The following is a 23,989-nucleotide window of genomic DNA, read 5'->3' on the forward strand; positions in this document are numbered from 1 at the left end:
ACGATAAAGATCCATCTATCAACGACTGCGGATTTTTTCGACAATCGCGGTCGTCGAACTGTTTTCCACCAGTCCCAGCACTTTCACGGTGCCGCCATAAGCCGTCACGATGTCGGCGCCGACCACCTGGTCAATCCCATAATCCCCGCCCTTGACCAGCACGTCCGGCTTGACCTCGCGCAGCAGGTTTTCTGGCGTGCCTTCAGGGAAACTGATGACCCAGTCCACCGCCCCAAGCCCCGCCAGCACAGCCATGCGCCGGTCGACGCTGTTGATCGGACGGCCAGGCCCCTTGAGACGGCTGACCGAAGCATCGTCGTTGACCGCGACAATCAAACGATCCCCTTGAGCCCGCGCCTGCTCCAGGTAGGTCACATGACCGGCATGCAGGATGTCGAAGCAGCCATTGGTGAAAACGATTTTTTCGTTGTGTGCACGGGCATCGGCCACCGCGAGCAGCAACTGCTCCAGGCCCAACACACCGCGCTCGGAACCTTCTTCACGCTGAATGGCGCGACGCAGTTCCGGGGCGCTGATCGCCGCCGTACCCAACTTGCCGACCACGATGCCCGCCGCCAGGTTGGCCAGCGCTACCGCGTGCGGCAGTTCTTCGCCAGCGGCAATCGCGGCCGCCAGGGTGGAAATCACCGTGTCGCCGGCACCGGTCACGTCGAACACTTCACGGGCCCGCGCAGGCAAATGCAGCGCCGGATGATCCGGACGCAACAGGGTCATGCCGTGTTCGCCACGGGTGACCAGCAGCGCGCCGAGATCCAGGTCATGCATCAGCGTCGCGCCCTTGGCCACCAGCTCGTGCTCATCGGCGCAACCGCCGACGATGGCTTCGAATTCGCTGAGGTTCGGGGTGATCAGGCTCGCGCCACGGTAGATCGAGAAATCCTTGCCCTTCGGGTCGGCCAGCACCGGAATGCCTTTGGCACGCGCAGCCTGGATCAGCGCCTGATGGTTTTTCAGGGCACCTTTGCCGTAGTCGGACAGCACCAGCACCTTGATGCCTTCGAGCAGGTCGTCGACCTGCGCGCCAAGGGCCAGGGCGTCGGTGGCGAACGGTTCTTCGAAGTCGATACGCAGCAATTGCTGGTGCCGGCTCATGACCCGCAGCTTGACGATGGTCGGCTGGTGCGCGATGCGCTGGAACAAGGCTCGCACGCCCGCACCCTTGAGGCTGTTGCTCAGGCTGTCGGCGGCTTCGTCGTCACCGGTCACACCGACCAGCGACGCCGGCGCACCCAGCGCGGCAATGTTCAAGGCAACGTTGGCGGCACCGCCCGGGCGGTCTTCGATTTGCTCGACTTTAACGACAGGAACCGGCGCCTCAGGGGAAATCCGTGAGGTACCACCATGCCAGTAACGGTCGAGCATGACATCGCCGACCACCAAGACAGGGGCTTGATCGAATCGCGGCATGGACAACTTCATGGAGCAACCCACATACAAAATGAACAGGGGCGCGATATTAACACAGGGTTGGCGAAGGCTTGTGCGGCGGCTGCAACAGGATTAAACCACTGGCCTTTTTGTGCATTTTTCAAGCAAGGAGGCTCTCAACCGACGACAGACCGGTGCAGCGAGAAAAAATGCCGGACGCATATTGCGCGCCCGGCGTTATCGAGGCCGGATCAGGCGATGTCTTCGGCCGGAGCGTCGAGACCCATGGCGTTGAGACGCGCGTAGTAGCCGTTCTGTGCCAGCAGGTTGTCGTGGGTGCCGCGCTCGACGATCCGGCCCTGGTCCATGACCAGAATCAGGTCGGCCTTCTCGATGGTCGACAGGCGATGAGCGATCACCAGCGTGGTACGGCCCTTCATCACTTGATCCAGGGCGGCTTGAATGTGTCGCTCGGACTCGGTGTCGAGGGCCGAGGTGGCCTCGTCGAGAATCAGCAACGGCGCGTTCTTGAGCAAGGCACGGGCAATCGCCAGACGCTGGCGCTGGCCGCCGGAAAGCAGCACGCCGTTTTCGCCGACCTGAGTATCCAGGCCTTCAGGCAGCTGAGAAATGAAGTCCATCGCGTAGGCATCACGCGCGGCTTTCTCGATGTCTTCGCGCGGCGCCCCGGCCAGATCGCCATAGGCGATGTTGTTGGCTACGGTGTCGCTGAACAGCGTGACATGCTGGGTGACCTGGGCAATATGGCGGCGCAGGTTCAGCAGCTTGTACTGTTCGACTTCCACGCCGTCGATCAGGATTTCGCCCTTGTCGTGGTGATAGAAGCGCGGAATCAGGTTGGCCAGGGTCGACTTGCCGCTGCCCGAACGCCCCACCAGCGCCACCATTTGCCCCGGCTCGACCGAGAAACTGATGTCATCGAGCACCTGCCGCTCGGTGCCCGGGTAGGTGAAGCTCAGGTTGCGTACATCGAGGCGACCGCTGACCGAGTCGCGCTCCACAGTGCCGGTATCGACTTCCGGCTCGACGTCCAGTTGCTCGAAAATGCTTTCGGCCCCGGCCACGCCTTTCTGGATGGTCGAACTGACTTCGGACAACTGACGGATCGGTTTGGGCAGCAGGCCCGCAAGCGTGATGTAGGCGACCATGTCACCGGCCGATGCATCGCCGCGAAGGTACAGCACGAGGAACATCAGGATCGCCATGGCGCTGTAGATCACCAGTTGCAGCAGCGGCGTGTAGATGGCCCCGGTGCGGGTCATGCGCAGCTGCTTGTCGGTATTGCCCTGGCTGGCATCAAGGAAGCGCTTTTCCTCGTAGGCTTCGCCGCCAAAGCTGCGTACCACGCGATAGCCCTGGATGGTTTCCGACGCCACGTGCGTCACGTCGCCCATGGCCAGCTGGATTTTCTTGCTCTGCTTGCGGAATTTCTTGCTGGCGGTGCGCACCATCACGGCGATCAGCGGCAGGATCGCAACCATCACCAGCGTCAGCTTCCAGTTCATGAACAGCAGGGAGGCGAACAGGAAGATCACCGTCATGCCTTCACGGATTACGACCTTGATCGCATCTGTTGCCGCCCCCGTGACCATCGTCACGTTGAAGGTGATACGCGAAATCAGATGACCGGAGTTATGCTTGTCGAAATACCGGTTCGGCAGCACCAGCAAGTTGTTGAACAACTGCACCCGCAGATCGTGCACCAGGCCCAGCGAAACCTTGGCCAGGAAATAGTTGCCCAGATAGGATCCCAGCCCCTGCCACGCGGCGATCAGGATGATCAGCAGCGGTACGGCCTGCAACAGTTGCAGATCCCGCAGGTAAGGCACGGTGGGGAACAGCACCGCCTCGGGATTGGACAGACCGTCGACAAAGTACTTGAGGATGTAGCCGAGCATCGGCTGGGTCGAGGCGAAAATCAGAAAACCGACGATGCTGATCAGGAACAGACTGATGTACGGCCGGACGTAGCCGAGCAGGCGGAAGTAGATTTTCAAGCTCGAAGGGCTTGCGGCGGGACTGGAGTCGGTCATATCACGCGAAAGTCGATAAAAAGGACGCTGACTTTAGCACAGCTTCTTCAGGGTTCTGGCAATCGGCCAAAGGCTGTTATTGTTAGGCGTCTTTTTCTGCGTCAAATAGCCATCATCGAAATGGCCGATCAACTTCAGGATTGAATCTCTCAGCATGCAACTTCGCGGCTTCAGCAGTACGTCCAATCGAATTTTCGACTTCATCAGCCTGTGGATACTTCCCGTCGGCTACTTCCTGCTCTTGTGCGCGCTGTTTTTCCTGCCGGGTCGCAGTGTTCATCACAAGCTGTTTTACGGCTTGTTCAGCATTCCGACGCTGATTGCACTGTGCCTGCGCCCGCGGGAACTCAAGGAAATGCTGCGTGAGCCGGTGTTCATTGCGTTGCTGCTGTTTGCCGCCTGGGCACTGCTGAGCCTTTGCTGGGGGCCGCAGGGCGAGCCGATAGGCGGCATGTTCAAACCTCCGCTGCATACCCTGATGCTGTTCGCCGGGTGTTTCCTGCTGGTGCGTTACCGCAGCGACATTCTTTCGCCATTGCTGTTCGGCGCCGCGCTGGTGGCCCTGGTCGCAACGATCAGTTTCCTGATTCCATTCGTGCTCCACTCTGAACCCGGCGAGCGCCTGATCGGTGGTGGCGCGTTCGACAACCCTTTGCTCAGCTCCCATCTGTTCGGATTTTTCTGCGCCTATTGGCTCAGTCTGAGCATGACCTGCAAGAATCGCCGGCTGTACTGGCTCAGCATTCCCGCGATGCTGATCATGTTCATGGCCGTGATCGGAACCGGCTCGCGCACCCCGCTGGTGGCGCTGACCATGGCGGCATTGTGGCTGAGCCTGATTTGCTGGAACCGTCGCTCGCTGGTGCTGCTGGGGACATTGGCGGTCGGCGGCGCAACCATGTCGGTGCTGTTCTCGAAGATGATCATCGAACGTGGTGACTCCTACCGTTTCGAAATCTGGCAGCAAGCCCTGGAAAAAATCGCCGAACACCCATGGATCGGCCACGGCTACAACGCCACACTGGCGATTGACCCGGGTGTCGGTTACAACTTCCAGGAACCCCACAGCTTTGCGCTGGGCGTGCTTTATTACGTCGGCATCCTCGGCATGCTGCCGTGGCTGTTTTTTCAGGCCTGGGGCTTGCTGAGCAGTTGGCGCCAGCGCGTGCAGCCGCTGCTGATCATCGCCTCGACCTGGCTGGTGTTCGGCATCGGTGCCGGGCTGACCGAGGGTGGCGGGATCATTTCGCGCCCCAAGGAGCACTGGTTCCTGCTGTGGATTCCTTTGGCGCTGATTGCAGCCCTGAGCATCAATCAACGGGCCCGACGCCTTTTGACAATGCCGGTACAGAAGCTTTCGGCATCCGCTCTGCAACAGCTCGGCAACGGCGCCCAGGTCATCGAGGAAGACGGACTCGGGCCGAAGGTCCTGCGCCTGGCCGATGGCAGCTTTCTCAAGCTGTTTCGCCGCCGCCGCTGGTACACCTCGGGCAGTTTCAATCCGTATTCCGAGCGGTTTGCCGTCAACAGCGAGCAATTGCGCCGAATGGGCATTCCCACGCCCCAGGTGCTGAACCTGTATCGCCTCGACGACGGCAGCAGCGCCGTGCATTACACGCCGCTGCCGGGCCACACCCTGCGCCAGGTCTTGCAGGGAATCACCGCGCCAGCCGTGCGACAGGCGCTGGTGGAACGTTTCGGCAAATTCATGGCCGGCCTGCATGAGCAAGGCGTGTATTTCCGCTCACTGCACCTGGGCAATGTGCTGGTGCTGGAGGATGGCGAGTTCGGGCTGATCGATCTGGCCGACCTGCGGATCTACCCTTCGCCCCTCAGCCTGTCACTGCGTCAGCGTAATCTGCGCCACATGCAACGCTACACCGTCGACAAGCGCTGGCTGTTCGAGGATCACCTCGAGGCGCTGCTCCAGGGGTACGCCGTAACAGCGTCGAAATCCGCCGTAGAGAATCTGCACAGGCAAGTGCTGGCCGGCAACGCGCCGGCTCGGGTTCATTGATGATTCAGACCAGTCCGTTCATTACGCTGGCCGCCTCTGCCGGCCATCGTCACCGCCGCTGTTTCTGCTGTCGCTGTTTTTCGTGATCGTGGCTTCTGACAACACTTTGTTCGGTGCCTTGAAACCACGCAGCATCCGCTGGCTGAGGGAAATCAGCTACAGCACCTATCTGCTCCATGGCTGCGTGCAAGCAACTGGCGGAAAAAGTCGCTCGCCGAGTGCGAGCGACAACGACCTCAGTCTTTTTCCAGCGGCAAAAACAGTAACCGGCCCAGCCCGCGCCAGGTCTTCTTGTTCCAGGCCTTGAAAGGAATCTGCGCCAGCAGCTCCCGCGCCAGTTTGCGGTCGCGGTTGGCGGTCTTCAGAAACATCGAATTGAGCGACTTGTAGCGCACTTCGTCGTACAGCGGATGATCGCTGAACCGCGCGTAGGTGCGCAGGATGTTTTCGATCATGAAACGGTGGTTCTTGTAGGAGTTGGTGGCGTGCTTGCGATAGCGCGCCATCACCACGTTCAACCCATCGATGAAGTACCCGGCGCGGGTCACTTTCAGTTCGATGTACAGATCCTCCAGACGAATCGTCGGATCGAACCCGCCCACCTTGTCCAGTGCTTCGCGGCGGATCATCAGGGTCGGCGCCGGCGGGTACGGCTTGCGCTCCAGAAACATGTCATCGAAATCCAGGCGCCGGAACGGCACGTCCCGGCGCTGACGCTTCTCCGGATAGAGATTGCCGTCGGCATCCATCAACTCGATGTTGCCGGCGCAGATGCCCACTTCCGGCTTGCCGTCCATGTAGGCGACCTGTGTCGCGATCCGGTCCGGGTACATGATGTCGTCGGAACCGAACGGCACGATCAGGCTGCCCTTGGCCCGCGCGATCGCGCCATTGAGCGTATTGGTCAGGCCCTGGTTCTGCTGCACCCGGAAATCGAAGCCGTGCTTTTCCTGCAAGGCCTTGATGCGCTCGACGCTGTCGTCCCTCGAACCGTCGTCGATCACCAGCAGCTCGATGTTCCGGTAGCTCTGGTTGATGACGCTGAGGATGCTTTCCTCGATGTACGGCCCATGGTTATAGGACGCGATGATAACGGTGACGAGGGGTTGCGCATCGCTCATCGCTGCTGACTCGCTCATGGCTCTTTCTTCGCTCATGGCTGCTCCTTGCGGGCCTGCTCCAGGCCGGAGTCGATCAGGTTCAGGTATTCCTGGCGGAAGACCTCGATGTCGTGCTGTTCCTGCAAGTAGCGGTAAGCCTGCTCGCCCTTGGCCTTGAGCTCGACATCCGACAGCGCGAGGTAGGTGTCCAGTGCCGCCACCAGGCTCGGCACGTCCTTGGGCGTGATCGACAGGCCACCGGCACCTTCGATCAGCGGCAGCATGGCCGGCACGTTCGAGGCGATCACCGGCAGGTGCCCGCTCATGCCTTCCAGCAAGGCCAGACCGAGGCCTTCGGCCAGCGACGGCATGGTCCAGATATCGAACGCGCGCACGTATTGCAGGGCGTTTTCCTTGAAGCCCAGCAGATGCGCCCGGCCAGTCAGGCCCAACTGTTCGATCTCGGCCGCCAGCGGCGCCTGCAGGCGTCCGGCACCGATGATTGCCAGTTGGGTATTCGGGTATTTGTCTTTGAGTTGGGCGAAAGCCTGCAACAGGTAAGTGTGGCCCTTGACCGACACCAGCCGCCCCAGTGCCCCGATCAGGCGCACCGCCGGGTCGATCCCCAGCATTTCGCGCGCGCGTTCGCGGCTGTGCTGCAAACCCTCGGCCTGCTCGATGTCGATGGCGTTGGTGATCGCGTACGTGTTCTGGTCAGTGAAACCGCAATCGCAGTCCAGCAGGTACTGTTTGACCGCCGGCGACACGCCGACGAAACGCCAGTGCCGATCAATCAGGCGCTGAGTCTGGCGACGACGGTAGAAGCGGTCGTACTCGCCGAAGCCGTGGGAAATACCGATGCACAACGGCACCTTCAACCAGCGGTTGAGCGTCAGCATCATGTTCACCGGTTTGAAGCGGTTGCAGATCACCACGTCGAATTTTTCCAGGCGGCAGAACTTGTACAGCTGCCACATCGCCCGCAGGCGCATGCCCTTGAGGGACTTGTCGGAAAACTCGAAATACACCGAACGGTCGGCACGGCTGACCGCCTCGCCCGCTCCGGGTTTGCCGCGCAGGAAGGCGGCGGTCACTTCGTAACGGTCGGTCGGCAGCGCCTTGACGATCTGTTCGGCGAGGTCGGCGAAATCATGGGATTTGACGTTGTAATCGGGCTGCAGCTGCAGCACCTTTGCGCGTTGACTCATACCTCTCCCCGGTGCGATGCCGTCGCCCCTGTTTCGCTCTGCTTCAGTACCCAGAACAACTCCTGGCGTCTGATTGCTTTGCGGAAAAATTCGTTCTCGCCATAAACCGACGGACGCCGACCGGCCAGCAGTCGCTGAAACAACCGGCGCAGGCGACGCTTGAACGGGGCCGGTGGCTGCAGGTCATGCATCATGCCCAGCGCCATGGCCTTGTCCCGTTGCAGTTCGAGCGACAGCGGCAGGCACAGCGGCTGCATCGCGAGGGTCGCATCGAACGTCGGCGGCAGGGCGATGCCCTGCCCACTGTCGCCCATCGGCCATCGGTCGTTGTCATGCAAGTGGTTGGCGTAACCGAGCAGCGTCGGTTGGTAATCGAGACCGCGCAAGGCTTCCAGCACCGCCTCTTGGGCGCAGATGTGATCGGGATGCGGATCCAGTGTCGGGTGCGGCAGCACAATCACATCCGGGCGCGCGCGCGACAGCACGTCACGCAGGTCGGCCAGCAGATTGTTCCAGGTCGGTGCGCCGTCGGCATCGCCGGGCAAGGCAAACGGATTCAACTGACGGAACATTCGCGTGTCGCTCAGATCCGCTTCCCGCGAACCAATGGGCTGATTCGGCGCAGCCTGCATCGCCGCCAGTTGCAGGCAGAAATACCCGAGCTGCACGCAATGTTCCTGCGGCACACCGGCCCAGCGCGGTACGGCCAGGCTGTCCCAGGCACGCAAGCGGCCCTTGAGCCGCGCCGCCTCGACCTTGTTCAGGCCCATCTGTTGATAGTGTTCGGCTTCGATCTCGCCAGCGGTCAGGGTCACGATCCAGGCTTCTTTGGCCTGGCGGTAGAGACCGTAGGCGGCCAGCTCGGCATCGTCGGCGTGCGGGGCGATCACCATCACCCGCTGCTGGCGGTAGTCCGGTTGCTCCAGCGCCCACAGCAGCGGCTCGCCGGACACCCGGCAAAAGCGCCCGCGCAGACGCAACTGGCCTTGCGACAGCGCCTGCGCCTGTCCACTGAGGTTCAGATAACGCAGACCGTTGACGCCGCGCTCGAACGTCTGCACGTCGGGATGGGGGCCACCGGCCAACTCGACCCGAGGATCAAAGAAGCGTCCCAGGAAGCTGCTTTTAACCTTCACGGCGAGGATCAGCGTGGCGTCGTCCACCAGCATCACGCCCTCGTCAAGGCGCAATTGCTCACCGCTCAAATGCACTTTTGGCTGCGGGGTGAACGGCGGAAAACTGTATTGGTAATCGTCTTTCGGCGAATAGAACAGGTGATCGGCGAACCACGCCTCATGGGCAATCCAGCCAATGACCGCCAGCACCAGCGGCAGCCACCAGGCCACCAGCAAGCCAAGGGCGATCAACACGACCAGTGCGATCAGCAGGCCGATTCGTTTATTGCGCCGGTGACGCTTGAGCAGTTGCTGTTTGCGGCTCATGGGTTGACTCATACAGTGAAGACCGGCACAGGATTGCACCAGCGATCCTTGTATTCACGGTCGGCGCGACCGAAGGAAAAGCGCAGCGGCTTGTTCAGGGCCCGGGCATGTTCCCAGGCAGATTGCGTATTGAGGAAACTCAGAACGCTGCCAGGGCTGAACTCGCGGGTTTCAGGGTCGACGCCGCCGTTGATGTACTCGACGCTGATCCACTCCGGGGCTTCGACGCGGTACACCAGTTGGATGGCGATCGGCGCGTCGTTGAGGAAGATCACCGAGCCGATCAACAACTCGCGCAGCAGTTCGATGACTTCGGCCATGCACGCCGCACCTGTGGCCGGGAAACCCCAGCGGCGCTGGAACAGGTCGCAGTAGATCGCCGCCAGTTCGGCACTGGAGAAGTCGCTGACCGGCCGCACCACGCCGCCCGCCTCTTCCAGCAGGCGCAGTTCACGGCGCTGGTTGTAGCGAAACTTCTTCGACAGTTCTTCGGGCGTACGGGCCATGGCCAGTTGCTCGGTCTGCAACTTGAGGCCGCTGAAGCGGTTTTCGTTGAGCGCCGACAGGTAGCGCCCACGATGGCGCAGCGGGGCCTGGGCATCGGCGGCGGCCGGCAGGATCAGCTCGGCGTTGCCCAGGTCGAAGAGGCCTTTCTTGCCGTTGCGCTTGAGCACGTCCTTGGACAAGGCCAGGTCGCGGCCCCAGGTCGGGATCGCGGCTTTGACTTCGCCCTGTTGCTCCCAGGCCAGATAACGCACGGGGATGCCCGCCAGATTCGCCAGACGCTCGACCACCATGGGATGAGTCGCGACGCTGCCGCCGAAACGTTGCCAGGCCTGTGCATAAGTTGAGGCGTCAACGGGCGACCAGCCACGTTCGCGCCAGCCTTGAAATCGGTTGAGCATCAGCCCCTCGGTGCCAGATCGATAACTTGCGGCAAATGCCAGAAGGTGTCGCGTACGGCGCGGTCGGAGAAGCGCTCGCGCAGGCGGTCGAACATCATCTCGGCGCACTGACGACGCTGCTGCTCGTCCATGCCGGCCAGATGTTTCAGGCCTTGGGCCAGATGCTCGGCGTCACCCAGCGGAAACAGGATCCCGACGCCTTCGACCACTTCCTTCGCCCCGCCGCACGCCGTGGCCAGCAACGGCACGCCGGCGGCCATGGCCTCCAGCAGCACCATGCCGAACGGCTCATTGTCGGAACTCAGGGCAAACACATCGAACGCCCGGAAGTAATTGCGCGCGTCCGGCACCTGGCCGAGAAACAGCACCCGATCCCCGACGCCCAGCTCACGGGCAAGTGTCTTGAGTTCATCCTCAAGCCGCCCCTCGCCGAGAATCACCAGTTGGCTGTTGGCCGGCAGACCGGGCAGCGCCGCGGCAAAACCGTGCAGCAGCGTGGCCTGATCCTTGTCCGGGTGCAGACGACCGACATTGCCGACAATGAAGGCATCCGCCGACAGACCAAGGGTTTCGCGGGCTTCACGGGCGGACACCTGACTCATCTGCAACGCGGAGATATCGATGCGGTTGTAGAGGGTCTGGATGCGCGCTGCCGGCCATTTCGGCAGGCAACGGCGCATGTCGTCGCGCACCGCATCGGACACGCCGAGCAGGCTCAGACGCTTGCGGAAAATGTGCGCAAAGAGTTTGCGCGTGCCGCGTTGGTAATCGCCAAACGCGTGATGCACGCCAATCACCGGCAGCGAAGTACCGAGCAAGGCGATGTAGATCGGCTTGAAGCGATGGGCGATGCAGAAACTGAAATTGCGGGAAGCGGCGATCTTGCGCAGATCGCCGATGGCGCCCAGCTTCAGGCCACGAATGGCCTTGGAGCTGTATTCCATGAACAACACTTCATCGGAGGCGCAGGCTGCGGCCACCTCGCTATCGGCCGCCCCGGTCAGAAAGACCGTGGTGACCCGATAACCGGTGCCTGCGAACAGGCTGGCGTACTGCCGCGCGCAGTCCAGGAACGGGCCATCATAGCCGTGGGAGAACTGCAGCACATGGCGTTCAGCCGAGCGTGTCATAAGCGTTTGCGCCTTCTTTGACCACCAGGATGTCTTCCATGATCAGGTACTGCAGATCCGAGCCGAAGAACATGTTCAAGGCGTCGGTCGGCGAGCAGATCATCGGTTCACCACGGCGGTTGAGCGAGGTGTTCAGGGACACGCCGTTGCCGGTCAGCACTTCCAGCGCCTTCATCATGTCGTAGTAGCGCGGGTTGTATTCGCGCTTGAGCACCTGGGCCCGGGACGTGCCGTCTTCGTGGACGACTTCCGGCACGCGGGTTTTCCACTCTTCCGCCACTTCGAAGGTGAAGGTCATGAACGGCGCTGGGTGATCGATCTTGATCATCTGTGGCGCAACGGTGTCGAGCATCGACGGGCAGAAAGGCCTCCAGCGCTCGCGGAACTTGATCTGGTGGTTGATGCGGTCAGCCACGCCAGCCACGCTCGGGCAGCCGATGATCGAACGACCACCCAGTGCACGCGGACCGAACTCCATGCGGCCCTGGAACCAGGCCACCGGGTTGCCATCGACCATGATTTTGGCGATCTGCTCCGGCATGTTGTCGAGTTTGCGCCAGGTCGGCTTGTTCTCGTGACGGGCGCACGCGGCGATCACGTCTTCGTTGCTGTACGACGGGCCGAGGTAGACGTGTTCCATCTTCTCGACCGGCACGCCACGGGCGTTGGACACATAGGCCGCTGCGCCGACTGCGGTGCCGGCATCGCCGGAGGCAGGCTGCACGAACAGTTCCTTGACGTCGTCGCGGGCGATGATTTTCTGGTTGAGCTTGACGTTCAACGCACAGCCACCGGCATAGGCCAGTTTGCCGGTTTCCTTAAGCACGTCGCCCAGATAGTAGTCGATCATCTGCAGCGCGATTTTTTCGAACAGCGCCTGAATGCTGGCGGCGTAGTGGATGTACGGCTCGTCGGCGATGTCGCCTTCGCGCTTCGGACCCAGCCACTCGATCAGCTTCGGCGAGAAGTAGTAACCCTTGCCCTTCTCTTTATAGCGACGCAGGCCGATCACGTTGGCGTAGTCGGTGTTGATCACCAGTTCGCCGTTTTCGAATGAAGCCAGGCGCGAGAAATCGTATTTGCTGGCGTCGCCGTACGGCGCCATGCCCATGACCTTGAACTCGCCGTCGAGCATGTCGAAACCGAGGAACTCGGTGATCGCGCCGTACAGGCCGCCGAGGGAGTCCGGATCGAAGAATTCCTTGATCTTGTGGATCTTGCCATTCTCGCCATAACCGAAGAAGGTCGTGGCGTACTCGCCCTTGCCGTCGATGCCGAGGATCGCGGTTTTCTCTTTGAAACCCGAGCAGTGATAGGCGCTGGAAGCGTGGGCCAGGTGGTGTTCCACCGGCTCGATCTTGATTTTCTTCGGATCGAAGCCAAGTTGCTCCAGGCACCAGACGATCTTGTTGCGATAGCGCTTGTAGCGACGGTTGCCCATCAGGATCGCGTCGAGTGCACGGTCCGGGGCGTACCAGTAACGCTTGGCGTACTGCCAGCGGGCCTTGCCGAGAATGCTGATCGGAGCGAACGGAATCGCGACCACGTCAACGTCGGACGGCTTGATGCCTGCCTGCTCCAGGCAGAACTTCGCCGATTCGTAGGGCATGCGGTTCTTTGCATGTTTATCGCGCACGAAGCGCTCTTCCTCGGCCGCCGCGACCAGCTTGCCGTCGATGTACAAGGCTGCTGAAGGATCATGGCTAAGGGCGCCGGACAGGCCAAGAATCGTCAATGCCACAGGGGTCTAGCCTCTTTAGTCTGCATTCAGGCGCGATGCGCCTTGAAAAATGATGTGCCCTCGCACCGGGCGAGAGACAGCTAAAGGGCGGGATTATAGCTTAAAAGCGCCGACAAACCTCTAGCGGAACTGGCCGGCCGGTGCGTTGACGCAACAGAAGCTTCAACTTAGACTCTCCTGCAAATGGACTGGGAGATCCCGGTCGTCGTTAATGCCTCGGTGAGATCACCGGGGCTTTTCGCTTTCTGGAAGCCGCAAAAATTTAAAAGCCTCAACCACGACTTGATCGCCAATAAACACTGATATTCCCGTCCACCGCCTGGCGATAGATCGTGTACGGCAGGAAAGCCGTGTCGAAGACGCCGGACAGGGTCAGGTCGAGCAGGACGACCGGCACCAGAATGCCAGTAGGGTCGGGCGGCGCGTGCAGCAGGCAGAAATCATGGGCGAGTCCGCTGTAGATGCGCGGAATCGACTGGCAGTAGGTCTTCTGTTTGCGCAGGCCGCGCGTAGCGCCGTCGTCGTCCTGCAACACCGTGACGGCGGTGCCGCAGCCGGACAGTGCCAGGGAAAATGCGCCGATCGTGATAGCGTTTTTGATGGTCAAGATTTGCCCTCCGGGAACGTCGGGGCAAACTAACATCGGGGTTTTGCGAGGGGCAGTTCATGGCTTCCGGAAAGGCCGTAGGACAAATCACAAGGATTTGTCGCTACAAACCTCACCCGATTTCAACAGCAGAAATGTCTTACACGCTGACGAAAACAATCACGCAGTGCCCGCTACATCCCTGGGTAAACGCTGATCAATCACCTGATACAGCGCACTGCTTTCAGGCCAGTTGCGCATGAACCGCGCACGGTCCCGGGCATAAGCCGGGGCGAAGCTGCCCACCGAGCCGTGCTGACACATCGAGTCCAGATCGATCAGCGCCCAGCGGTCTTCCTGCCAGAACAGGTTGTGCCCCTTGAAGTCGCCATGGCTGATGCGTTCGGCGATCAGCCGTGCAAACAGCCGGTCCAGTGCCTGCAACTCGTTTTCCGGCGCCGCGCCGCTTTCGACATAAGGCGCAAAGCGCTCGATGATGTCCGGCCCGGCCAGGTACTCGGTGATCAGATAAGCCTTGCTGCGCAACCAGAAAAACCGGGTTTCCAGCACCGCCAGCGGTTTTGGCGTGGCGATGCCGAGGAACGCCAGACGATTGCCTTCGCGCCAGGAGTGCCAGGCACGGCTCGGACGCCAGAAGCGCTTGAGCCAATGGGCAAAATTCTTGATGTTGTAGCGTTTGATCACCAGCGCACGCCCGGCGACCTCGACCTTGCCGACACTGGCCGCGCCGCCGGTCTTGTACAGATGTCCTTGATCGAGCAGGGCATCCGCCTGCTCCAGCACCGGCAGCATCGCGGACTCTTCCTCGCGGCGAATCGACCGCAGAGCAAATGCACCACGCTTGACGCTGAACAGCGTGCATTCACGACCGACCTTGATCAGGTAATCCTTCAAGCGCCAGGCGCGCACCTTGTCGATCTGTTTTTGCAGGGCTTCCAGCGGCAGCGCGTGTTCGCTGTTGCTCAGCAGGTAATACACCAGCAATTCTTCGGTGAACGGCTCGAGCGATTTGGGCAACTGGGCGAAGAACACCCCGAGGTTTTCCAGCACTTTTTGCCGGGACAATGGCTGGCCGGCAGTTTCCACACGGATACCGGCGCCGTCGATCAGATAAAGTTGGCCGCCGTGGCGCAGCAGGTTGTCCAGGTGCAGGTCTTCCTGCCACAGGCCTTTGCCGTGCAATTGACCGATGGCGCCGAGCGCTTCGGCCAGCACCGCCGATTGTTCGTCGGCCAGCACCGGCAGGGATTCGACCTTGCTCCAGGCATCGCCCAGACTCTCGGCGCCTTCAAGGAACTCGAACAGCAACCAGCCGCCTTCGCCATCCTTCAGACCATCAGCCAGCAGCAACGGCGTGGTCATGCCCTGGGCGGCGAGCAGTTTCACGCCCTCCAGTTCACGCTGAAAATGTCGCGCTGCCTTGTTGCCGACCAGTAACTTGGCCAGCACCGGACGCCCGCGCCACACACCGGCACCGACATAACGCTGCCCCGGCAACACGCGCAACAGACTCAACAATTGCAAGTCCGCAGGACCGGCCGCATCGGCGAGAGCTACCGACAGTGGCAGTGGCGGGGTTCGCCCGACACCGGTCAGCTCGGACAGCTGCATCAGCGGGTCTCCTTGTGACTACGTCGTGCGGTCAGCCGGGCGAGCCAGCTGTCGAGCAGCGAGCTGTCGGCGGGCTGATCGAGGTAAGCCGCCAGCAACTCACGCAATTGCGCGTCGCTCCACTCCGGTGCGCGGCGTTGCAGCGGCTCCAGGTCCTTGATCCGGTCACGCATGCCGAACAATAACGGTCGGGTTTTTTCCAGGTCGATCAGTTGCGCCTGGTACTCGTCACCGTTGGCCCGCAGAAAAATGTGCTTGGGATAGAAACAGCCGTGCACCTGGCGTACGCCGTGCAGATGCCGAGCCAGCAGCCCGCAGGCCTTGAGGATCGCCGTTTGTTGCGTTGCACCGAGTTGCGACCAGCGCGCCAGCAGCGACTCAAGGTCGCTCCAGCCATCCAGCGCGCGCGTCAGCAGGATCGCGCGGATTTCGCCGTCGACTTTGCGCTCACCGAAAAAAGCCGCTTGCAGCGCAGGAATGCCGAGTTTGCGATATCGGCTGATATTGCGAAATTCGCGGGCGAAACTGGGTTCGCCGAACGGCGCATGCAAGGTGCGGGTCAGGTAATTGCTCTGGCGCTTGAGGTAGTAACCCTGGCCTTCCAGCTCCAGACGAAACACGCTGCTCCAGCCGCCACGGGCGGTGTTGGGTTCATCTACAGCCTCAAGCTGCTTGGCCCACAGGGCGTCAAAAGTACCTAGACCGTGGCGCTCAAGCAGTGCACGGTCTTCTTCGGCGAGAAAATCAGTCATTCACGTCCCTCGAAAAATCTCACCACGTGGCGAATCCGTTGCTTGTCGGCGGCATTCAGCCGGTCACGCTGGCGGTATTGCAGGTAGAAGCGCAGGCGCTGGGTGTTCGACAGGTGATACTTGGCCACCTTGTCGAGGCAGGCCAGATCCTTGGTGATCCGGTACTTGAGCCAGAAACCGCGCCAGAAATCGCCGTTCGGGCAGTCGATCAGATACAACTGCGCCTGATCGTCGATCAGCAGGTTGCGCCACTTCAGATCGTTATGGGTAAAGCGGTGGTCGTGCATCACACGCGTATAACCGGCCAGTTGCCGGCTGACCCCATCGACCCAGGCGCGATCCCTGAGCTTGGGATCGTTGCGTTCGGCCAGTGCCGACAGGTCTTCGGTGCGCGGCAGTTCACGAGTGATCATCGCCCCGCGATCGTAGGCCATGCCGTTGCGCTCCAGACCCCACGCCACCACTTCGGCGGTGGGAATGCCCCACTTGGCGAAGCGCTTGAGGTTCTGCCATTCCATCTTCACCCGGGGCTTGCCCAGATAACGCCGCAGGCCCTTGCCGGCACCGCTGTAGCGCTTGACGTAATAGTTGACGCCGTTGAGCTGCACGCGAATGACTTCGGACAAGGGATCGCGGGTCAGGCGCTCGCCCTGCAGGGCGAATACCGCTTCGAGGCTACCGAAATACTGCGCAAGTTCACTGTACTCAGGCTCCAGATTCCAACCCGCCATCAGAGCGCATCCCCGTAACGTTGCTTGCGCGCGTAGAGCTTGTTGGCCTTGCCTTCGAGCCAGCTCAGCAACGGCGCTTCTTCAGCCAGGATCTGGCGCAGCGGTTGCTGGAAGTAGCCTTTGAGGAAGCGCAATTTGTCGCGGCGGGTCAGGCCGATGTCCAGCGCTGAGAAGTACAGCGCCGCCAGATCCTTGTTACGCCAGCGCTGGGTGATCGCCGCACGGGTCTGGGCACGGTGCAGGTCGATCACCGAGAGTTTGAAATCTTCCGGGGTGACCGGTTTGTCGGTGTGCAGCAGAAAGTGGCAGATGTAGCAGTCGCGGTGGTTGACCCCGGCGCGGTGCATCATGCCGGTCATGCGCGCGACCTCGGCGATCAGCGCTCGCTTGAGTCTTGGCTGCGGCGGTTGCTTGACCCAGTCGATGCTGAAGTCTTCGAGGCTGATGGTCGGCGCCAGCTCTTCGGTGACGATGAACGAATGCTGATCCGCCGGGTTGCTGCCCTTCTCGCCGTACGCGACGGCGGTCATGGTCGGCACGCCGACTTCCTGCAAGCGCTGGATGGCTTTCCATTCCTGGCCCGCGCCGAGCACCGGCAGCTTGGCAGTCAGCAGGTTCTTGAAGATCTCGCCCCAACCGATACCGCGGTGAATCTTGACGAAAAAGCCATTGCCGTCGACTTCCGTGCGCAACGTCCGGCGGGCTTCCAGCTCGCGGTACACCTCGCCCTGCAAGCCCTCGACCTCGGCGAACGGGTCGCGTCCGGCCCACAGGCTCTTGAACGGTTCAGCCAGCATCAACTTCATTTAAGCGTGCTCCGCCAGAATCACATCGGCCGCGTGCTGCGGCATGCTGTAGAGGTCGGCCGTCTCGGCGAAGGCCAGACCGTTGCGGCTCCAGGCCGCCCGCGCAGCGTCGTCGTTCAACATGTCGGTCAGGTATTGCGTCAGTTGCGCCTGATCGAACGGTTCGTCCAGCACGCGCCCGGCGTCGGCCTCGGCGATGTAATGGGCATAACCGCAGACCGCGCTGACCAGTACCGGCAACCCGGCGACCAGCGCTTCAAGCAGCACCGTACCGGTGTTTTCGTTGTACGCCGGGTGGATTAACAGATCGGCACCGAGCAGGAAACGCGGGATATCGCTGCGCCCCTTGAGGAAAGTCACGTTGTCGCCCAGGCCCAGCGTCGCACTCTGCATCTGGAACAATTTGGGGTCATCCTGGCCGATTACAAACAGCCGGGTGCGTTTCTTCAGCTCGGCGGGCAATGCGGCCAGTGCTTTGAGGCTGCGATCGACGCCCTTGGTCTTGAATCCGGAGCCGATCTGCACCAGCAGCAGTTCGTCGTCCTTCAGATTGAATTCGGCGCGGAAACCGGCGCGAATCCGGTCGGCATCCGCCGGACGGCGACGATCCTGGGCGATGCCCGGCGGCAGCAGGTGGAAGCGCTCCAGCGGTGTGTCGTAATACTTGATGAACAGCGGCTGCTGCACTTCGGAAATCATCAGCACTTCGGTCTTCGCATCCTTGGCGAACACCGCGCGCTCGTATTCGGCGAAGTGGCGGTAGCGGCCCCAGCGGCGATACAGCGAATGGCGCAGGTTCTGCGCCTTGTCTTCGAAGCAGCCGTCGGCGGCGTAGTAGACATCCAGCCCCGGCATCTTGTTGAAGCCGATCAGGCGATCCACCGGACGCTTGGCCAGGTCCGCCTCCATCCACGCGCTGAGCTTTTCGTTGCGCCGATGATTGAAGAACGCCTTGACCGGCGCCACCAGCACTTCGAAACCGGGCGGCACGTCGCCTTCCCAGATCAGGGTGTAGACGCGGATCTGGTGCCCGCGCTTCTGGCATTCGAGGGCGATGCGCATGAAATCGCGCTGCAAACCGCCGAACGGGAAATATTTGTACAGGACAAAAGCCAATTGCATCAGCGCAGCTCCTCAGCCATCAACAACGTGCTCAGTCGGCTGGCAACACGCTCGGGATTCAGACGCGTGAAGCACAGGGGCCACTCGCGTTTCAGGTCAAACTGACGGGCATCCTGCGCGGTCGGTTGATACGTACATTTCTTTTGCAGGCACGGCGCGCACGGGAAATCGCTGCCGAGGTGAATCTGCAGCTTGCCGTAGGCGCCGGTAAGGCCCGGATTGGTCGGGCCGAACAGGGAAATCGTCGGCACATCCAAAGCGGCGGCAAGGTGACCGAGGCCGGTGTCCACCGCGACGCAGGCCTGGGCGCCGGCCAATACCTTGCCGACCCCGGCCAGGTTCAGCTTCGGCAACACTTCGGCGTGTTTGAAGCCGGCGGCGATGCGCTCGGCCCGGGCCTTCTCCAGCGGGTTGCCCCACGGCAACTTGATCCCGACGCCGAGGTAGCCGACCCTTTCGGTGAGCTCGCGCCAGTAGGCTTCCGGCCAGTGTTTGGTGTCCCAGGTGGTGCCATGCAGGAACACCACGTAGGCATTCTTGCGCGGCAGCTCGACCAGACGCTCGACGTTGAGGCCGTAATCGCCCAGACCTTTGGGCAAGTCGTAACCCAAAGCAATGGCGAACAACTGGCGCACACGTTCGACGGCGTGCTGCCCACGGGCCACTGCCAGTTTGCGGTCATAAAAGCGCGCGGCGATCGGCTCGCGGGCCGAGCCCTTGTCGAGACCGGCCACCGGGGCTTTGACATAGCGGGTCAGCCAGGCGCTTTTCAGCAGGCCCTGAGCGTCGATCACCAGGTCATATTTGTTCGCCCGAACGGACTGCTTGAAGCGCTTCCATTCGCCGCTGGTGATGGTTTTCCAGATGTTTTTGCGCCAGCGGCGGATCGCCACCGGAATCACTTTGCCTACAGCCGGGTGCCAGGTCGGAATCTCGGCGAAGCCTTCTTCCACCACCCAGTCGAACTTGATCCCGGGAATCGCCCGGGCGGCGTCGGTCAGCGCCGGCAACGCGTGAATCACGTCGCCCAGCGATGAAGTCTTGATCAGCAATACCCGCAAGTTAATGGACCTCGACCACTGAGCCCTGCAAACGCTGCAAGGCATCGTTGACCGCGTCCGGCATCAGCTGGCGCAGGCAGTTGTAATGGCCGAAACGGCAGGTGCGATCGAAGCAAGGGCTGCAATCGATACCCAGGCGGACGATTTCCACATGCTCGGCCAGCGGCGGGGTGAAACCCGGCGAGGTCGAACCGTAGACCGCCACCAACGGGCGATTGAGCGCGGCGGCCACGTGCATCAGACCGGAATCGTTGGAGACCACCGAGTCGGCGCAGGACATCAGGTCGATGGCCTCGGCCAGCGAAGTGCCGCCACTGAGGTTCACGGACTCTTCGCGCAGGCCCGGAATCAGCCGCGCGCGAATGTCTTCGCCCACCGCGTGATCGTTCTTCGAACCGAACAGCCAGACCTGCCAGCCTTCACGGATGCGCGCCTCGGCGACCTTGGCGTAATGCTCGGACGGCCAGCGTTTGGCTTCACCGAATTCGGCGCCGGGGCACAGCACCAATACCGGACGATCGAGGGTCAAGCCGAACTTCGCCAATGCAGCCTCGCGGGTCACCGGATCGATCTGCAGGCTCGGGCGCGGATAAGGTTTTGGCAGCTCGGCGTTCGGCTCGTAAGCCAGCGCCATGAAACGCTCGATCATCAGCGGATAACGCTCTTTATCCAGCGTGCGCACGTCATTGAGCAGGCCGTAGCGGAATTCGCCGCGCCAGCCGGTGCGTTTCGGGATGCCGGCGAAGAACGGCACCAGCGCCGACTTCAACGAGTTCGGCAGCAGGATCGCCTGGTCGTACTGGCCGGCCAGGGATTTGCCGATCCGCCGACGGGTCGCCAGCTCCAGCGCGCCGTGGCCGAGCGGGAAGCTCAAGGCCTTGCGCACTTCGGGCATGCGTTCGAGGATCGGCCGGCTCCACTCCGGGGCCAGCACGTCGATTTCGCACTGCGGGTGGCGCTGCTTGAGACACTGAAACAGTGTCTGCGCCATCACCATGTCACCGACCCAACTGGGCCCAACGATCAGAATATTCATGTGGTTTCCATAAACGAACCGGGGAGGCTTCACGCCTCCCCGTCTCGAGAATCAGCTTAGCCCCAGCTCACGCCAGATCCGCATCACCTGCCGCCGTTCGTCCGCGAACTGATCGCCCGGTATCACCCCGGCGTCCTTCTGCAAGGCCTGCCGGTGGGCGGCGGAACGATAGGCCTTGTAGGCCTCGCGCAACAGGCTGGCGTCTTCGGCCGGCATCAGCCCTTCGTGCTCCAGCTCTTCCAGAATGCGGATATTGTCCGTCCAGCGCAGCAACGGCGGGTGGGTCTGCGACCACGCCAGGGCCGCGTATTGCACCATAAATTCAATATCGACGATACCTCCGGCGTCCTGCTTGAGGTCGAACGGCGCCGTGGCCTCGAAGGCATTCGCCCCGGTGCCGGCGGCGGTGCTCTTGCTGCCGAGGTTGTCGCGCATCTTGGCGCGCATCTCGCTCACTTCCTGTTGCAGTTTCGCCAGATCCCGAGCCTTGCCCAGCACCTGGGCCCGCACGCTCTCGAAAGCCTGGCCGACATCCTGGCTGCCCACCAGCACCCGCGCCCGCACCAGGGCCTGATGTTCCCAGGTCCAGGCTTCATTTTCCTGATAGCGCGCAAACGCGCCGAGCGAACTGACCAGCAGCCCGGACGCCCCGGACGGACGCAGGCGCATGTCCACTTCGTACAACTGGCCGGAGTTGGTCTGCGCCGTCAGCAAGTGAATGATCCGCTGGCCGAGCCGGGTGAAAAACTGCGTGCCATCGATCGGTTTCGGGCCATCGGTTTCGGCCTGCTGATCGCCATCGTGGATGAACACCAGATCCAGATCCGAACCATGCCCCAACTCGATCCCGCCGACTTTTCCATAACCGACAATGATGAAGCCGGGATCGCACAGCGTGCCATCGGTGCGCAGCGGCGTGCCGTACTTGGCCACGGTCTGACGCCAGGCCAGGGCCAGCACTTGTTCCAGAATCGCTTCGGCCAGCCAGGTCAGGTAATCGCTGACTTTCATCAACGGCAGGCTGCCGGCGATTTCCGAGGCAGCGACGCGCAAGCGGTGCGCCAGTTTGAAATGGCGCAGGGCTTCCATCTGTTGTTCGAGGTCGTCTTCCGGGATCCGGGTCAGGCGCTCGCGCAACTCGGCGGCCAGCTCCGGCGCCAGCGGCGGCTTGAACAGCCGGCCTTCGTTGAGCAATTCATCAAGCAGCAGCGGGAAACGGGTGATCTGCTCGGCGATCCACGGGCTGGCGGCGCACAACGTCAGCAAACGCCGCAGCGCGCCGGGGTTTTCGGTCAGCAGCACCAGATAAGCCGAACGCCGGGCCACCGCTTCGACCAACGGCAGAACCCGCTCCAGCACCAGATCGGGATTTTCGTGCTCCACCGCCTGAGCCAGCAGGCGCGGAATAAAGGCATCGAGACGTTCGCGCCCCAGACGCTGCATCGCTCGCAACTGCGGGCTGGCGCGCAAACTCGCCAATGCCTTCAAGGCCTTGGTCGCGTCGGCGAAACCGCCCTCTTCCAGCTGACGACAGGCCGCCTCTTCGTCCTGAGCCTCTTCCCACAGCGGCAGCCATTCACCGCCGACCACCACTTTACTCTCGACGCCTTCGTCCTCATCCGGATCGGCGATCACTTGCGCGAAGTGCCAGGCCACGCGGCCGCGCCAGAACATCAGCTTCTCGTGGAACGCCTCCCAGTCGGCAAAACCGAGCATGAACGCGATTCGCGCCTGATCCTGAGCGCTGTCCGGGAGCATCTGGGTCTGGCGGTCGGCAATCGCCTGGATCGCGTGTTCGGTGTAACGCAGGAATTCGTAACCTTCGCGCAGCTCGCTGATCACCGCCGGCGGCAGATAGCCCTGCCCTTCGAGCGTACTCAACACCTTTAATAGAGGGCGCTGTTGCAGACTCAGGTCGCGACCACCGTGAATCAGTTGAAAGGCCTGGGCGATGAACTCGACTTCACGGATACCGCCGGAGCCCAGCTTGATGTTGTCGGCCATGCCCTTGCGCCGCACTTCCTGCTGAATCAGCTGCTTCATGGTGCGCAGCGCTTCGATCGCCGAGAAGTCCAGATAACGCCGGTAAACGAACGGCCGCAGCATTTCCTGCAACTGCTCGCCCGCCACCTGATCGCCGGCCACCACCCGCGACTTGATCATCGCGTAGCGTTCCCAGTCGCGGCCCTGATCCTGGTAATACTGCTCCAGCGCATTGAAGCTCAGCACCAGCGCACCGGACGAGCCGTACGGGCGCAGGCGCATGTCAACGCGAAACACGAAACCGTCAACGGTAATCGGGTCGAGGGCCTTGATCAGGCGCTGGCCGAGACGAATGAAGAATTCCTGGTTGTCCAGCGGGCGTTTCACGCCGACGGTTTCGCCGCCCTCGGGGTAGGCGAAGATCAGGTCGATGTCCGAAGACAGGTTCAGCTCGACCGCGCCGAGCTTGCCCATGCCGAGGATGACCATTTGCTGCGGTTCGCCGCTGCGTCGGCCGGTCGGCGTGCCGAACTGGTCGCAATGGCGGCGGTACAACCATTGATAGGCCTGATCGATGCTGGCGTCGGCCATGTCCGAAAGATCGCGGCAGGTCTGCACCAGATCGGCCTGACGGTTGAGGTCGCGCCAGATGATCCGCACCTGATGCCGGGTGCGCTGACGGCGCAGGACGCGGCCCAATTCGTCTTCGGTCTGCGCGGTGCCGACCGCAGCCGCCAATTGCCCGCACAACTCGCCGGGAGCGAATGCCCGGTCGAGTTCGCCGGACTGCACCAGCGACAACAACATCAAAGGGTCACGAACGCTCTGTTCAATGACGAAATCGCTGGCGGCGCTGACGCGGGCGAACTGCGCCCAGCGTTCCGGCGTCCAGGACGAGAAGCCGTGATCGTCTTCCAGTTGCGCGACGGCCGCACGGAACGACTGCTCCGATCGGCTGACCAACGGCAGGAGAATGGCGGGCAGTTCGGCAAGCGCGGGCAGGGTCATGGTCTATCCTTGATCGGCGTGTAAATGGCCGCTTGTAGTGATGAATGAAAAACCGCTACGCGAAGGACTGTCGAACAAAAGTGAGAAATAGCTGAAATTTCTTTTTCTTTGGCAGCCAGCATCAAACTTTCACCTTTTTCGGATGGCTAAAGACCAACCTTAACGATTATTCTCACAACGCAGCTGGAGGCCACAAGCCTTTCATCTGTAGTTTTACTACTCGTCTATACATTCGAGAGGCTGAAATGCCGGATGATTTGTAGTAAAACTACACGCCGCCGGAACA

The 23,989-nt window shown here is 61.7% G+C and carries 19 protein-coding genes and 1 pseudogene; 2 read left to right on the forward strand and 18 right to left on the reverse strand.

Annotation, left to right across the window (positions count from 1 at the left end; all coding sequences use genetic code 11):
* Positions 1 to 18 precede the first annotated feature (18 nt).
* Positions 19 to 1,440 (reverse strand): bifunctional D-glycero-beta-D-manno-heptose-7-phosphate kinase/D-glycero-beta-D-manno-heptose 1-phosphate adenylyltransferase HldE, encoded by a 1,422-nt coding sequence (gene hldE / locus CAG25_RS03850; protein WP_064593041.1) that lies wholly within the window; start codon positions 1,438 to 1,440, stop codon positions 19 to 21.
* A gap of 200 nt (positions 1,441 to 1,640) precedes the next feature.
* Positions 1,641 to 3,443, reverse strand: a complete 1,803-nt coding sequence (gene msbA, locus CAG25_RS03855; protein ID WP_064593039.1) for a lipid A export permease/ATP-binding protein MsbA — start codon at positions 3,441 to 3,443, stop codon at positions 1,641 to 1,643.
* A gap of 154 nt (positions 3,444 to 3,597) precedes the next feature.
* On the opposite strand from msbA, the gene CAG25_RS03860 reads away from it, so the two are divergent.
* Together CAG25_RS03860 and CAG25_RS28755 are read left to right on the forward strand one after the other, a co-directional pair.
* A complete protein-coding gene (locus tag CAG25_RS03860) occupies positions 3,598 to 5,460 on the forward strand; it encodes a bifunctional O-antigen ligase/aminoglycoside phosphotransferase family protein (protein ID WP_085611091.1) in 1,863 nt (620 codons plus the stop codon).
* A gap of 58 nt (positions 5,461 to 5,518) precedes the next feature.
* A pseudogene (locus tag CAG25_RS28755) lies at positions 5,519 to 5,647 on the forward strand (acyltransferase); the annotation flags it as partial.
* A 49-nt stretch (positions 5,648 to 5,696) separates the two neighbouring features.
* Here CAG25_RS28755 and CAG25_RS03870 read toward each other — a convergent pair.
* The 16 genes from CAG25_RS03870 to CAG25_RS28760 form a co-directional block, all read right to left on the reverse strand.
* Positions 5,697 to 6,581 carry a glycosyltransferase gene (locus tag CAG25_RS03870; protein ID WP_085611240.1) on the reverse strand — a complete coding sequence of 295 codons (885 nt, stop codon included), beginning with the start codon at positions 6,579 to 6,581 and terminating at the stop codon, positions 5,697 to 5,699.
* A 32-nt stretch (positions 6,582 to 6,613) separates the two neighbouring features.
* Positions 6,614 to 7,768 carry a glycosyltransferase family 4 protein gene (locus CAG25_RS03875; RefSeq protein WP_085611093.1) on the reverse strand — a complete coding sequence of 385 codons (1,155 nt, stop codon included), beginning with the start codon at positions 7,766 to 7,768 and terminating at the stop codon, positions 6,614 to 6,616.
* The gene (locus tag CAG25_RS03880) at positions 7,765 to 9,210 is read right to left on the reverse strand and encodes a PIG-L family deacetylase (protein WP_085611094.1); all 1,446 of its coding nucleotides are present in this window, start codon (positions 9,208 to 9,210) and stop codon (positions 7,765 to 7,767) included. The genes CAG25_RS03875 and CAG25_RS03880 overlap by 4 nt, the downstream gene beginning before the upstream one ends.
* A gap of 8 nt (positions 9,211 to 9,218) precedes the next feature.
* The gene (locus CAG25_RS03885) at positions 9,219 to 10,115 is read right to left on the reverse strand and encodes an antimicrobial resistance protein Mig-14 (RefSeq protein ID WP_085611095.1); all 897 of its coding nucleotides are present in this window, start codon (positions 10,113 to 10,115) and stop codon (positions 9,219 to 9,221) included.
* Positions 10,115 to 11,245, reverse strand: coding sequence for a glycosyltransferase (locus CAG25_RS03890; protein ID WP_064593022.1), 1,131 nt, complete (start codon positions 11,243 to 11,245; stop codon positions 10,115 to 10,117). The genes CAG25_RS03885 and CAG25_RS03890 overlap by 1 nt, the downstream gene beginning before the upstream one ends.
* Positions 11,229 to 12,986 (reverse strand): carbamoyltransferase, encoded by a 1,758-nt coding sequence (locus tag CAG25_RS03895; protein WP_085611096.1) that lies wholly within the window; start codon positions 12,984 to 12,986, stop codon positions 11,229 to 11,231. Before CAG25_RS03895 ends, CAG25_RS03890 begins: the two co-directional genes overlap by 17 nt.
* A 271-nt stretch (positions 12,987 to 13,257) precedes the next feature.
* Positions 13,258 to 13,593, reverse strand: a complete 336-nt coding sequence (locus CAG25_RS03900; RefSeq protein ID WP_085611097.1) for a YceK/YidQ family lipoprotein — start codon at positions 13,591 to 13,593, stop codon at positions 13,258 to 13,260.
* 159 nt (positions 13,594 to 13,752) lie between these two features.
* On the reverse strand, positions 13,753 to 15,204 hold the full coding sequence (locus tag CAG25_RS03905) for a lipopolysaccharide kinase InaA family protein (RefSeq protein WP_085611098.1): 1,452 nt from the start codon (positions 15,202 to 15,204) through the stop codon (positions 13,753 to 13,755).
* On the reverse strand, positions 15,204 to 15,956 hold the full coding sequence (locus tag CAG25_RS03910; RefSeq protein WP_064593014.1) for a lipopolysaccharide kinase InaA family protein: 753 nt from the start codon (positions 15,954 to 15,956) through the stop codon (positions 15,204 to 15,206). The genes CAG25_RS03905 and CAG25_RS03910 overlap by 1 nt, the downstream gene beginning before the upstream one ends.
* Positions 15,953 to 16,687: a lipopolysaccharide kinase InaA family protein gene (locus CAG25_RS03915; protein WP_039766546.1), complete on the reverse strand. Its 735-nt coding sequence runs from the start codon at positions 16,685 to 16,687 to the stop codon at positions 15,953 to 15,955. The genes CAG25_RS03910 and CAG25_RS03915 overlap by 4 nt, the downstream gene beginning before the upstream one ends.
* Positions 16,687 to 17,493, reverse strand: a complete 807-nt coding sequence (rfaP, locus tag CAG25_RS03920; RefSeq protein WP_064593004.1) for a lipopolysaccharide core heptose(I) kinase RfaP — start codon at positions 17,491 to 17,493, stop codon at positions 16,687 to 16,689. The genes CAG25_RS03915 and rfaP overlap by 1 nt, the downstream gene beginning before the upstream one ends.
* Complete coding sequence (locus CAG25_RS03925; RefSeq protein ID WP_064593003.1) at positions 17,494 to 18,615, reverse strand: glycosyltransferase family 4 protein; 1,122 nt, start codon at positions 18,613 to 18,615, stop codon at positions 17,494 to 17,496.
* Positions 18,615 to 19,676, reverse strand: a complete 1,062-nt coding sequence (gene waaC, locus CAG25_RS03930) for a lipopolysaccharide heptosyltransferase I (RefSeq protein WP_074689605.1) — start codon at positions 19,674 to 19,676, stop codon at positions 18,615 to 18,617. Before waaC ends, CAG25_RS03925 begins: the two co-directional genes overlap by 1 nt.
* 1 nt (position 19,677) lies before the next feature.
* Complete coding sequence (waaF, locus tag CAG25_RS03935) at positions 19,678 to 20,712, reverse strand: lipopolysaccharide heptosyltransferase II (RefSeq protein WP_085611099.1); 1,035 nt, start codon at positions 20,710 to 20,712, stop codon at positions 19,678 to 19,680.
* 51 nt (positions 20,713 to 20,763) lie between these two features.
* Positions 20,764 to 23,703, reverse strand: coding sequence for a bifunctional [glutamate--ammonia ligase]-adenylyl-L-tyrosine phosphorylase/[glutamate--ammonia-ligase] adenylyltransferase (gene glnE, locus CAG25_RS03940; protein ID WP_085611100.1), 2,940 nt, complete (start codon positions 23,701 to 23,703; stop codon positions 20,764 to 20,766).
* Positions 23,700 to 23,825, reverse strand: a complete 126-nt coding sequence (locus tag CAG25_RS28760) for a hypothetical protein (RefSeq protein WP_256574488.1) — start codon at positions 23,823 to 23,825, stop codon at positions 23,700 to 23,702. Before CAG25_RS28760 ends, glnE begins: the two co-directional genes overlap by 4 nt.
* Between the last annotated feature and the right edge of the window lie 164 nt (positions 23,826 to 23,989).

Origin of the sequence: Pseudomonas sp. B16(2017), assembly GCF_002113205.1 — a bacterium.
Classification (GTDB): Bacteria; Pseudomonadota; Gammaproteobacteria; order Pseudomonadales; family Pseudomonadaceae; genus Aquipseudomonas; species Aquipseudomonas pharyngis.

Bases quoted from the DNA above. Each gene is read 5' to 3' on its own strand.
- hldE (WP_064593041.1), bottom strand. From the start codon at position 1,440: ATGAAGTTGTCCATGCCGCGATTCGATCAAGCCCCTGTCTTGGTGGTC.
- msbA (WP_064593039.1), bottom strand. From the start codon at position 3,443: ATGACCGACTCCAGTCCCGCCGCAAGCCCTTCGAGCTTGAAAATCTAC.
- CAG25_RS03860 (WP_085611091.1), top strand. From the start codon at position 3,598: ATGCAACTTCGCGGCTTCAGCAGTACGTCCAATCGAATTTTCGACTTC.
- CAG25_RS03870 (WP_085611240.1), bottom strand. From the start codon at position 6,581: ATGAGCGATGCGCAACCCCTCGTCACCGTTATCATCGCGTCCTATAAC.
- CAG25_RS03875 (WP_085611093.1), bottom strand. From the start codon at position 7,768: ATGAGTCAACGCGCAAAGGTGCTGCAGCTGCAGCCCGATTACAACGTC.
- CAG25_RS03880 (WP_085611094.1), bottom strand. From the start codon at position 9,210: ATGAGCCGCAAACAGCAACTGCTCAAGCGTCACCGGCGCAATAAACGA.
- CAG25_RS03885 (WP_085611095.1), bottom strand. From the start codon at position 10,115: ATGCTCAACCGATTTCAAGGCTGGCGCGAACGTGGCTGGTCGCCCGTT.
- CAG25_RS03890 (WP_064593022.1), bottom strand. From the start codon at position 11,245: ATGACACGCTCGGCTGAACGCCATGTGCTGCAGTTCTCCCACGGCTAT.
- CAG25_RS03905 (WP_085611098.1), bottom strand. From the start codon at position 15,204: ATGCAGCTGTCCGAGCTGACCGGTGTCGGGCGAACCCCGCCACTGCCA.
- CAG25_RS03910 (WP_064593014.1), bottom strand. From the start codon at position 15,956: ATGACTGATTTTCTCGCCGAAGAAGACCGTGCACTGCTTGAGCGCCAC.
- CAG25_RS03915 (WP_039766546.1), bottom strand. From the start codon at position 16,687: ATGGCGGGTTGGAATCTGGAGCCTGAGTACAGTGAACTTGCGCAGTAT.
- rfaP (WP_064593004.1), bottom strand. From the start codon at position 17,493: ATGAAGTTGATGCTGGCTGAACCGTTCAAGAGCCTGTGGGCCGGACGC.
- CAG25_RS03925 (WP_064593003.1), bottom strand. From the start codon at position 18,615: ATGCAATTGGCTTTTGTCCTGTACAAATATTTCCCGTTCGGCGGTTTG.
- waaF (WP_085611099.1), bottom strand. From the start codon at position 20,712: ATGAATATTCTGATCGTTGGGCCCAGTTGGGTCGGTGACATGGTGATG.
- glnE (WP_085611100.1), bottom strand. From the start codon at position 23,703: ATGACCCTGCCCGCGCTTGCCGAACTGCCCGCCATTCTCCTGCCGTTG.
- CAG25_RS28760 (WP_256574488.1), bottom strand. From the start codon at position 23,825: ATGCTGGCTGCCAAAGAAAAAGAAATTTCAGCTATTTCTCACTTTTGT.